Consider the following 10,810-nt stretch of genomic DNA (forward strand, 5'->3'; position numbering starts at 1 on the left):
CTGATTTCGCAACTGTTTCTGATCGTTGCGATTCCGCTTCTCGGCATGGTCGCGGACCGTATCGGCCGAAAGACGATGATGCTTGCGGGGAGCCTGGCGATCCTGGTCGTGGCGGTGCCGTGCTTTTATCTGCTGACCGTCGAGAACACGGCGGCCCGACTTGGGGCGCTACTGATTCTCAATCTATGTCTCGCTTCGATGCTTTCTTGCGTTTATTCGAAGATTCCGTCGCTGTTCGAGACTTGGGTTCGTTTTACGGGTATGGCCGTCAGTTATAACATTTCGGTCGCGCTCTTCGCCGGTACAGCACCCATGATCAACTCATGGCTGATACAGCGGACCGGAAGTAATTTGATTCCAGCGTATTATTTGATTGCAGCCGCGATGATTGGTGTAGCGGCGCTGTTCACGTGCGTTGATCGCACGGGCAAGCCGATGCGTGGTGACGTCGCCACCCGGACTTGATCGCGCCGACTGGCACGCTGCACACCCTGTCGCCGAAGCCTTGATTGACTGGTGACAGCATTTCGCCCGACGCGATGATTGCGTCGGGCGAAATCGTTTGGAACAGTCGCGTGAGCGGAAAGGCGAGCGCATTGCCCGACGGGAGGGGCGACCGCATGCAGTGCAGCCGCTCTGTTGGCCGCTTCGATTATTCCGAGCGCGCGCTCGTCAAATGGTGGTAGCGTTCCAGGCTTTCATTGAGATGGCGCCGCATCGCACGTCGGGCGCCGCTCTCGTCCTGGCGCTCGATTGCTTCGAGGATGTCGGCATGTTCGCGCTGGATGCGCTTGATGTAAGTCTTGCGTTCCTTCAAATTCGCCTTCGCATGCTTGAGCCGCAGATCACCGATGATTTCCTGCCCCAGCGACTTCAGGATCGACACGAAATTCGGGTTCTCGGAGCACGTTGCGACGGCCAGATGAAACTCGAAATCTGCGCGAGCGCATTCGGCGTCGTTGTCGATTGCGACGATCTCCATGCGGGCGTACACCTCCTTGAGCGCTTTCAGGTGGGGCTCGGATCGCCGCCGTGCAGCATATGCGGCACTTTCCGATTCAACCCCGATTCGAAGCTCAAGGACATGCATCGAGTTGTTCAGCGTGGTCGAGTCGATGAAGCTAGGCTCTGCTGACTGAGCGGATTCATCCGCAACAAACACGCCAACACCATGTCGTGCTACCAGGCGGCGGCCAAGCTTGAGCGAGGCAACTGCCTCACGAATGACAGTGCGGCTCACGCCAAATTCCGAGCAGAGCTCTGGCTCGGTCGGCAGCTTCGAACCGCGGGGATATTCGCCCCGGTCGATCTTGTCGTTCAACGCCTGAATAACGAGTTCAGTCAGGCTGCGCCGCCGGCCTGAGCTGGCGGCATTCTTCAGAAGAGTTTCAGCGTCCAGAGACATTCCGTGCGCTCCACACAGGATAGGAAGGCTCTGCAATTGTCGGATGCAGGCATACCGCGCCGGCGCTCGGTTGTCTGTGTATGACCTGCGCCGTATGACATAGTATGACTTTATCATACTCAAGGGCGCCTCGTCGCTCGCCCCGCTGCATCGAGTGGGGGAGCGACAGTTCAGTTGACCTACATCATGCGTAGATGTAGCCGCCACTGATGATCACATTCTCGCCGGTCGCATAGGTGTTGCGGTTGCTTGCCATCATCACGACCCATTGGGCGATTTCCTCGGGTTCTGCTGCACGGCCCAGTGGATTGGCCGACGCAAGTTCTCCCAGGAAGCCGAGTTTTTTTGCGCGCTCGGTTGCAAAGCCGGCCGGTGCCACAGAATTGACCAGAATGCCGTCCATCGCGACTTCTTGAGCGAACGATTTGGTGAGGCTGACGACAGCGGCTTTCGTGGCGGCATAGTGTCCGTTTTGCGGATGTGCCTTGAACGCGTCAACCGATGTGATGTTAACGATACGACCCGCAACATGAGCTTCAACTTTCGGGCGAGCCCGCATGTGCTCGATTGCAGCGACCATCATATGGTAGGTACCCTTGATGTTGACCGCGTTCTCGAGGTCCCATTCATCGTCCGAAATTTCAAGCAACGGTCGACGCGGATAGATTGCTGCACTGTTGATGAGGGAGTCTACGCGACCAAGCGCTTCCAGCGCCCGCTTGAACACCGCGTGAGCGGAGTCCTTGCGCGTGATGTCGCCTTCGGCCCCGAAGACCTGGTGGCCTTCAGCTGTCAAGTTGCGGACCGTTTCGTCGAGAAGCGCGGCATTCTTGTCGATGAGTGCGATGCGCTCGGCGCCGTCAGCGAGCATTAACTTGGCGACGGACAGGCCGAGTCCGGATGCGCCACCGACGATTACAACGCGTTGATTCTTCATGATCCAGGTTTTCCTCGTTACGAAGGGCGAAAGCTAGCGGACCGACACGATCTGCGAACCGCCAGCCGCCTGGTCCGTCGGGAACACCTCCATCCTCGACACGTCGACGTAGTCGGGAAGCGCAATGGCGGTCGTGATCAATTCGGCGATGTTTTGTGGCTGAATCGAACGATAGGCGTCATACAGCTTCTCGTTTGCGCCGGCCTCACCGAGTGCGGTGCGATACAAGCTAGTCTGAACCCGGCCAGGGGCGATTTCGGTCACGCGAACCTTGCTGCCGAGGAGGTCACAGCGCAAAGAGTCGCAGAACATACTGATCGCAGCCTTCGTGGCGCCATAAACAGCCGTGTTCGGATGTGGGAAACGACCGGCGCTGGAACCAATGAAGAACAGATGACCGCGCTGTCTTTTCGTCATGCCACAAAGCGCCATCAGCGTAATCTCCAAGGGGGCTCGGAGGTTGATGTCGATCGTTCGCTCGATATCCTCGCGCGCCGAATCGGCAAATTTCGAGATTGCCGGCAAGAGACCAGCATTGTTGATGACAACATCGATCTCGACACGATCGAATAGCGCCTTGAGCGGCGACGTGTCTCGCAGATCCACTGCGATTGGAGTGACGTTGCATTCCGTAGCGAGCGCGTCGAGAGCGACCGCATCTCGACCGACGGCATAGACCTGTATGTTTTCTCGAGCCAGCCGTTGTGCGACGGCGCGACCGATGCCACTCGACGCGCCTGTCACAAGGGCGGTCCGATACGAATGAGAGTTCATCGCTTGGACTTCCACCGGTATGTTGCTAGGTTAGATCACGCCTTCTTCGAGGAACGGCCTGTTCTCGACAACGCGCTCGTATCCGAGCGGCTCAAGGTCGAGTGTCCGGTACTTCCCATAGGTGATCAGTTCGCTCAGGCCGCGCCCAACCGCGGGCGACTGCTGCAGTCCGTGGCCACTGAAACCATTCGCGAATAGGAAGTTCGTCACCTCGGAATGCGGCCCGATGACTGCGTTGTGGTCGAGCATGCAGAAATCGTAGTGTCCGGCCCACGAATTGACGACCTTGATGGCTTCGAATGCCGGAATACGTTCCGCAAGGGCGGGCCAGATCACTTCGTCGAACTCCGAGTGGATGACATCGAAGTCGTTGACGTCGGCGAGCGGATCCGGATCCGGATAACAACCGGTCAGATAGTACTTGCCCTCGGGGCGGAAGAAGATCCCGGTGGTGTCGATCGTGAGCGGTACCGTACCCGTGAGCGGTGTGCGGCAATCGAACACGAAAAGACAACGCTTGCGTGGTTCGACAGGAATTTGCAGGCCCGCGAGTCGAGCCATTGCCGGCCCGCGTGTGCCAGCGGCATTCACCATCACGCCGCAGCCGATTGTCTCCCCGCTCTTGAGCTTTACGCCGGTGATGCGCGACCCGTCGCGAACGATATCGACCACCTCATTCTCGATGTACTCGATGCCGAGAGAACGTGCTTTGCGGCGCATCCCTTGCAGGAGGCCGTAGCTGTCGAACCATCCTTCACCGCTTTGCCCGTAGACGCCATTGACGAGCTGGTCGGTGTTGAGCCACGGGAAGCGCTGTTTGAGCTGCTCCGGATCGAGGAGCACGACGTCGGCGCCGTTCTCGCGCTGCGTCGCATAGTTGCGCTCGAACATCGGTGCACCAGTCGCATCGCCGAGATACAGGTAGCCGTTTTCCTTGAATCCGAGTTCCGGTGCTTCACCGTCGACCTCGACCAGTTCGTGGAAATTGCGAATGAACTCCGTTCCGAACTGTGAGATCTTGATGTTCAGCGGGTTCGAGAACTGCTGCCGGATCGATGCGCTCGACAATGCCGTCGCGGATTGCGCGTAAGTCCAGTCGCGCTCGATGACGAGCACCGAGCCCTTGAAGTCGGGATTCTTCGCGAGGAAATACGCGGTTGCGCTTCCGACTACGGCGCCACCCACGATGACGACGTCATAGTGAGCCTTTGTTGCTTGCTGTGCCATCTCTTTGCCTTCTAAAAATATCGTGCCGGGGCAGACAGTTCAGTCGACCTTCGGATCTTCGAAATGCCCGTCGGCTGCGAACTGGCCGCCTTGAAACCGAACCGCCGGATGTCGAGGGTCAGGCGTGCCGGTGTTCGCGTAGACCTCGGCGCGATAGGTGTCTGCGGTGTCCGTCGGTCGGTACCCGAGGTAGGCGGCCTGGGTGTTGTCCCAGAAGTTGGCGCTGTTGTTCGAGTTGCCGTACACGACCATGTGGCCGACACTCGGTGCCATCAGCGATCGAATGCACAGCTGCGAAAAGTCTTCATACGACAACCAGGTCGCCAACATGCGGCGGTCGACAGGCTTCGGAAAGCACGAACCGATTCGCAGGCAGACGGATTCCAGGCCGAACTTGTCGAAGTAGTAGCGTGAAAGGTTTTCGACGAACGTCTTGCTGACGCCGTACAGGCTGTCCGGGCGCTGCGGCACGCTTGCGTCGATCGTTTGGGTGCATTCGTAGAAGCCGATGGCGTGGACGGAGCTTGCGTACACGACCCGCTTCACGCCGCACTGGCGGGCGGCCTCGTAAATGTTGTAGCCGCCGACGATGTTCGAGTCGAGGATGACCTGAAAGGTATTTTCGCGTGGAGCGCCACCGAGGTGAATAACCACGTCGACTCCTTTCATCATCTCCAGTACGGCGTCACGATCGGAGAGGTCGCAAACGAAATGCCGTTCGTTCTCGCGCACGTCGCCAAGGGGTTGGCGATCGCTGAGAGTGAGCGTTGTCGCATACGGCCGCAGCGACTCCCGCAGCACGGAACCTAACGCACCGGCGGCACCCGTCACCAGGATGTTGTTGAACGGGGGGGAAGTGATGTCGGTCATTCCATGTTCCTCACTGGCTGATCGAAGTTGTCAACTGGTCGAGTGTCAGGCCATACTCGTCGCGCAACTGCGACTCGGAGATGTATTCGTTGCGGATATCGCGCAGCAGTTCTTCCTTGCTGCGTTGTTCCGGCGAACCGACGCCACCGCCACCAGGCAACGACAGCACGACGCGTTGATACTCGCCAACTGCCTGCGTGCCTTTACCTCGCATCTTGGTGCCGTCGGACAGCGTGACCTGGCCAGGGGCACCGGATTTGCCGCCGGCGTGGCCGCGGGCAGGGTGATCGATGCGATCGAACATCGCGTTGAAGCGGAACTGGTATCCGGAGCGCGGTCCGATTTCGACGATTTGCCCCAGTCCGCCGCGGTGCTTCCCTGCGCCGCCCGAGCCCGAACGCATTTCCTTGCGCCAGACGACGATCGGCCCGACCTGCTCTGTGGCTTCAACCGACATCGCATGAACACCGCTGGGGAATGCCGTTGCCGACAGGCCGTCAAGTTCTGCCCGTGCACCCGTGCCTCCACTGTTGAACATCAGAATTTCGGCACCCTTCAAGCCGGAATCCTCCCGGGCCGGACGGGCGCTGACATGCAGGTTCCACAGCGCGCCGGAACCTTCGGCCGGAACCTGATTCGGCAGAATCTTGTCGAGTGCACCCAGTACCAAATCGGGCACGAAGTGACCGAGCACGTGGCGCACGGCGACGGGGCTCGGACGTTGCGCATTCAGGATGCAGCCCGCGGGAGCCTGGACGCGGAACGGCTCGAGAGACGCCGCATTGTTCGGGACCTCGGGGGCGATGATGCACTTGAGCCCATAACATGCGTACGCTTTCGCGTACAGCAGAGGGACGTTGATCCCGAACGGGCTGGCAGGTGACGACCCTGCGAAGTCGGCCAGCAGATGATCATTCGCGATCGTCAGCGTCACATTGAGCTTGACCGGCGAATCGTAGCCATCAAGCGTCATCTCGTTGGTTTGCGTACCCTTCGGCAGTGCGGCGATCCGTTCGAGCGTTGCTTCGCGGCTGCGAGCCAGGATGAACTCGCCAATGCCTTCGACGTCCTTCAAGTCGAATTCCCGGAGCATCTCAAGCAGGCGCTTATGACCGGTCTCGTTGCAGGAGGCGAGCGCATAGAGATCGCCGACGACCTTGTCAGCTTCGCGAACGTTGTTGCGGAGGATGTTGACCAGATCCCGATTGACTTCGCCGCGCTCGATCAGCTTCATGATCGGGACGAACAGCCCTTCCTCGTAGATCTCGCGCGAATCGGGACCGAACCCGCGGCCGCCGATGTCGACAACGTGTGCCGTGCTAGCGAAATAGCCGATCAGTTCACCGTTGAAAAACGACGGCGAGACGACCGTGAAGTCGTGAAGGTGGCCGGTCCCTCTCCACGGGTCATTGGTCAGATAGACGTCGCCCTCGTACATGTGGTCAACGCCGATCTCGTTCATAAAATGCTCGACGGCTTCTGCCATCGTGTTGACGTGACCCGGTGTGCCAGTAACCGCCTGAGCCAGCATGCGGCCGCGCTTGTCGAAAATGCCGGCAGACAGGTCGCCTGCTTCACGCACGCTGGTGCTGAATGCGGTACGGATCAGGGCCATTGCCTGCTCTTCGACGACGGAGATCAGGCGGTTCCACATGACCTGCATGTGGATGGTGTCGATATTGTTGAGGGACATGATTACTCCTGATTCGCAGTAGCAGCGGTCAATTCTTTGGACGTTACGAGCAGACAGCCGTCGGGCTGTACCGTGGCATTGAACGAGGACGTGACGAGCGTCGACGTTTCGGGTTCGACGATGATGGCCGGACCCACGACTGTCTCGCCCACGCTCAGCGTGCCGCGTTCGACGATGGCGGCTTCCACGAAGCGATGCAGCGCGGCATCGAAGATGTTCCGCGTCTTCTCCGCGTCGACGGGGGCGAGTGCATCGACCAATTGCAGGCGCTCGACCGGCGGCAGCGGCGAGCTTGCTTTGACCGCCCAGCTCACGATCTCGATATCCAGCCCATCGATCGGACGACCGAAGAACTGTGTGTAGGCCTTCGTGAACAGTTCGGCAAAGGCGGCACGGTCCTCGGTGCCGAATCGGCGGTAGGGAATTGCGATGGGGATTTCCCAGCCCTGACCGACGTATCTCATGAACGCCTTCACCTCGACGACAGGTTCGACGTCGCCGGAACCCTGACGCGCGAAATGAATCGCCTCGGCGCTGAGTTGATCCACGATCTCGTTGAGTGCGTTCGCATCGAAGTCGTTGAAGCGCATGCTCGCGCTGCGCACGCTTTCGTAGCCGAACGGCGCACGCAGGAAGCCGATCGCAGAACCCACGCCTGCGCCGGGCGGCACGATGAATTTCTTGATGCCGCTTTTCTCGCACAAGCGTGCGGCATGCAGCGGGCCGGCGCCGCCGAACGTGATCATCGTGTAATCGCCGATGTCCTTGCCGCTTTCGACTGCATGGACGCGTGCTGCATTGCTCATGTTCTCGTCGACGACCTCCGCGACACCGTATGCCGCTTCTTCGGAACTGAGCGACAGGGCGGCACCGACGTCATCGAGCATGGCGTGCGATGCATTGTCGGTCGACAAGGGAATGGAGCCGCCGGCGAAGTTGTTCGGGTCAAGGCGGCCGAGCAGAAGGTCCGCGTCCGTCACGGTCGGCTGCTTGCCACCGCGCTGGTAGCAGGCGGGGCCAGGTTCCGACGCGGCGCTATGCGGGCCGACGCGAATCTGGCGCATGACGTCAAGCGAGGCAATCGAGCCGCCGCCTGCGCCGATTTCCACCATCTCGACGACCGGAATCGAGATCGGCATGCCGCTGCCTTTCTTGAAGCGATACGTGCGTGCGACTTCGAAGGTATTGGCCGTTTTGGGCGTGAAGTCGTCGATGAGGCAGATCTTTGCCGTCGTGCCGCCCATGTCGAACGACAGGACCGTATCCAGGCTGTATCGCGCGGCGATATGCGCGGCGAAGATTGCACCGCCGGCGGGTCCCGATTCGACGAGACGTACCGGGTATTCCGATGCGCTCTCGATCGAGACAATGCCGCCGCCCGAGTGAATGATGAAGATAGGGCACACAGCACCGGCCGCCCGGACCTGGCCGAGGAGGCGATCGAGATACGACTTCATGATCGGGCGAACGTAGGCGTTCGCGCAGACCGTGTTGAAGCGCTCGAACTCCCGGATCTGCGGCGACACTTCGCTCGAGATCGAGACAGAGACGTTCGGCAGTCGCTTCTCGATTGCGTCATGCATCATGCGCTCGTGTACGCCGTTGACGTAGGCGTGGATGAAGCCGATTGCGACGCTCTCGTATCCACCTTGCTCGATGCGATCCACGACGCTGTTGATTTGCGCTTCCGTCGGGGCAAGCAGGATGCCGCCTTGCGCATCGACGCGCTCGCCAAGTGTGAAGCGGTCACAGCGGTCGATGAGGGGCGGCGGAAGCTTGATGTTCAGATCGTATTGCTCGAACCGGTTTTCGGTTCGCATCTCGATGGTGTCGCGGAAACCTTCCGTCGTGATGAAGGCCGTCTTCGCCCCGCGCCGTTCGATGAGTGCGTTCGTGGCGAGCGTCGTGCCGTGAATGATGACGCCGATGTCCTTCAGCTCGATGCCGGCTTTGCTCGCGACGATGCTGACACCTTTGATGATCGCGCGTTCGGGCGCGGTGTAATCCGTAAGGACCTTGGTGGAAAAGAGGTTCCCACCGAGTTCAAGCGCGACATCGGTAAAGGTCCCGCCGATATCAACACCGACTCGTGCCTTGTCGTGACTGGCCACCATGACTCTCCTGTTTAAACCAATTTCATGCGCCTGACGTATGCCAGGCAGATTCGCGATGTACGAACACCGGATTGTGGTGGGGCGCGGAGGCTGCCCATCACGATCCTTGCTGACCCAGCACACAGTCTCCGATGAGTGCTGAGTTGCTGTTTTTGCTCGTTGACATATGATGAGTGACGTCTTACAGTGCTGTCAACGGAGACAAATTAATTTTCGCCTGAGAGCCGCCGGTGAGCTCTGAAATTATCGTGTAGTACATTGTTTTATAAGGTATTTTTTTGTAGTGGTTGTCGTGAGTGGCAAGCCGCGTCAACCCCTGTCCGTAACTATACGCGACACGGAAAATTTGCAAAAACTATTTTTTTCGGAGATTTTTGAGGGCGGCGAAGAAGTGTCGCGGCCGGGGAGCGGGGGGAGAGGTACCCCGTTGGAGCGCTTCCCTGAAGGGGCCTGTCTTGCGTCGGTGTGTCAGCGATTGGCGCTGGCGGGTTCGTTCAATTTGGCCCCGTTAAGAGGGGCGCTATGGAGCGTCGGTGGATATTTTTATTCAGCAGGTTCTCAACGGGCTGGTGCTCGGCAGTGTGTACGCCATCATCGCGTTGGGCTACACGATGGTGTACGGCATTCTCGGCATCATCAACTTTGCACATGCGGATGTATTGATGGTTGGCGCGATGGTCGCCCTGTCGGCGATTACCGTGCTGCAGAACCACTTCCCGGGACTCGGCAATGTCGCGACGCTGACGATAGGCCTGGGTATCGCCGCGGTTGTCTGCGCGGTCGTTGGCTTTGCGATCGAGCGCGTCGCGTACCGGCCGCTGCGCCGCGCACCGCGTCTCGCGCCGCTGATCACCGCGATCGGCGTGTCGATCCTGCTGCAGACGGCCGCGATGATCATCTGGTCACGCAATCCGCTGCCATTCCCGCAATTGCTGCCCACCGACCCGATCAACGTGATCAAGGCCACCGACACGACGCCCGGCGCCGTGATCTCGGTCACTGAAATCGTGATCATCGCCGTCGCGTTCATCGTAATGGGCGGCCTGCTGCTGCTCGTGCACAAGACCAAGCTCGGCCGCGCAATGCGCGCGATCGCGGAGAACCCGAACAACGCGAGCCTGATGGGCGTGAACCCGAACTTCGTGATCTCGGCGACGTTCATGATCGGCTCCGCGCTCGCCGCACTGGCCGGCGTGATGATCGCGTCCGAATACGGCAACGTGCACTTCTACATGGGCTTCATTCCGGGGTTGAAGGCCTTTACGGCGGCGGTGCTGGGGGGCATCGGCAACCTCGCGGGCGCGATGGTCGGTGGTTTGGTCCTTGGCCTCATTGAGCAACTGGGTGCCGGTTACATCAGTAATTTCACGGGCGGCGTATTCGGCAGCAACTACCAGGACGTGTTCGCTTTCATCGTGCTGATCATCGTGCTGGTGTTCCGTCCGTCGGGCCTGCTGGGCGAGCGTGTGGCCGATCGCGCATAAGGAGAATCAGATGAATTCCACCCAACAGATTGAACCTTCGATGACCCTCGTCGAAGAGCGCAACACCGCCAAGACCGTCGTCATCGGCCTGCTGACCGCGTCCTTCGTGATCGCGGCGCCGATCATCATCGGCTCGGCAGGCGGCAACTACTGGGTCCGCGTGCTCGACTTCGCGATGCTGTACGTGATGCTCGCGCTGGGGCTGAACGTGGTGGTCGGCTTCGCCGGCCTGCTCGACCTCGGCTACATCGCGTTCTACGCGGTGGGCGCGTACACGGCGGCACTGCTGAGTTCGCCGCACCTGAG

10 protein-coding genes are annotated in these 10,810 nt (G+C 59.9%); 3 read left to right on the top strand and 7 right to left on the bottom strand.

From position 1 onward, the window contains the following. Positions 1-465 (top strand): MFS transporter (locus U4012_RS35295; protein ID WP_415750429.1); only part of this gene is annotated, 465 nt, incomplete at its 5' end. Between the two features lie 187 nt (positions 466-652). Here the strand turns inward: U4012_RS35295 and U4012_RS35300 are convergent. The 7 genes from U4012_RS35300 to U4012_RS35330 form a co-directional block, all read right to left on the bottom strand. Continuing rightward, entirely contained in the window at positions 653-1,405 is a 753-nt protein-coding gene (locus U4012_RS35300) for a FadR/GntR family transcriptional regulator (protein ID WP_321804468.1), read from the bottom strand. 184 nt (positions 1,406-1,589) lie between these two features. Beyond that, the gene (locus U4012_RS35305; protein ID WP_321804469.1) at positions 1,590-2,342 is read right to left on the bottom strand and encodes an SDR family oxidoreductase; all 753 of its coding nucleotides are present in this window, start codon (positions 2,340-2,342) and stop codon (positions 1,590-1,592) included. A 33-nt stretch (positions 2,343-2,375) separates the two neighbouring features. Beyond that, positions 2,376-3,116, bottom strand: a complete 741-nt coding sequence (locus tag U4012_RS35310) for an SDR family oxidoreductase (protein ID WP_321804470.1) — start codon at positions 3,114-3,116, stop codon at positions 2,376-2,378. Positions 3,117-3,146: 30 nt separating this feature from the next. Then, positions 3,147-4,343 carry an FAD-binding oxidoreductase gene (locus tag U4012_RS35315; RefSeq protein ID WP_321804472.1) on the bottom strand — a complete coding sequence of 399 codons (1,197 nt, stop codon included), beginning with the start codon at positions 4,341-4,343 and terminating at the stop codon, positions 3,147-3,149. A gap of 39 nt (positions 4,344-4,382) precedes the next feature. Beyond that, entirely contained in the window at positions 4,383-5,213 is an 831-nt protein-coding gene (locus U4012_RS35320) for an NAD(P)-dependent oxidoreductase (RefSeq protein ID WP_321804474.1), read from the bottom strand. Between the two features lie 10 nt (positions 5,214-5,223). Then, positions 5,224-6,906 carry a hydantoinase B/oxoprolinase family protein gene (locus U4012_RS35325; protein ID WP_321804477.1) on the bottom strand — a complete coding sequence of 561 codons (1,683 nt, stop codon included), beginning with the start codon at positions 6,904-6,906 and terminating at the stop codon, positions 5,224-5,226. 2 nt (positions 6,907-6,908) lie between these two features. Then, a complete protein-coding gene (locus U4012_RS35330; RefSeq protein ID WP_321804479.1) occupies positions 6,909-9,020 on the bottom strand; it encodes a hydantoinase/oxoprolinase family protein in 2,112 nt (703 codons plus the stop codon). A 533-nt stretch (positions 9,021-9,553) separates the two neighbouring features. Here U4012_RS35330 and U4012_RS35335 point away from each other — a divergent pair. Together U4012_RS35335 and U4012_RS35340 are read left to right on the top strand one after the other, a co-directional pair. Further along, positions 9,554-10,504, top strand: a complete 951-nt coding sequence (locus tag U4012_RS35335) for a branched-chain amino acid ABC transporter permease (RefSeq protein WP_321804481.1) — start codon at positions 9,554-9,556, stop codon at positions 10,502-10,504. Positions 10,505-10,514: 10 nt separating this feature from the next. Beyond that, positions 10,515-10,810 (top strand): ABC transporter permease subunit (locus tag U4012_RS35340; RefSeq protein WP_415750430.1); only part of this gene is annotated, 296 nt, incomplete at its 3' end.

The organism is Burkholderia sp. BCC1988 (genome assembly GCF_905339895.1).
In the GTDB taxonomy this organism is placed as follows: domain Bacteria; phylum Pseudomonadota; class Gammaproteobacteria; order Burkholderiales; family Burkholderiaceae; genus Burkholderia.

Bases quoted from the DNA above. Each gene is read 5' to 3' on its own strand.
- U4012_RS35300 (WP_321804468.1), bottom strand. From the start codon at position 1,405: ATGTCTCTGGACGCTGAAACTCTTCTGAAGAATGCCGCCAGCTCAGGC.
- U4012_RS35305 (WP_321804469.1), bottom strand. From the start codon at position 2,342: ATGAAGAATCAACGCGTTGTAATCGTCGGTGGCGCATCCGGACTCGGC.
- U4012_RS35310 (WP_321804470.1), bottom strand. From the start codon at position 3,116: ATGAACTCTCATTCGTATCGGACCGCCCTTGTGACAGGCGCGTCGAGT.
- U4012_RS35315 (WP_321804472.1), bottom strand. From the start codon at position 4,343: ATGGCACAGCAAGCAACAAAGGCTCACTATGACGTCGTCATCGTGGGT.
- U4012_RS35320 (WP_321804474.1), bottom strand. From the start codon at position 5,213: ATGACCGACATCACTTCCCCCCCGTTCAACAACATCCTGGTGACGGGT.
- U4012_RS35325 (WP_321804477.1), bottom strand. From the start codon at position 6,906: ATGTCCCTCAACAATATCGACACCATCCACATGCAGGTCATGTGGAAC.
- U4012_RS35330 (WP_321804479.1), bottom strand. From the start codon at position 9,020: ATGGTGGCCAGTCACGACAAGGCACGAGTCGGTGTTGATATCGGCGGG.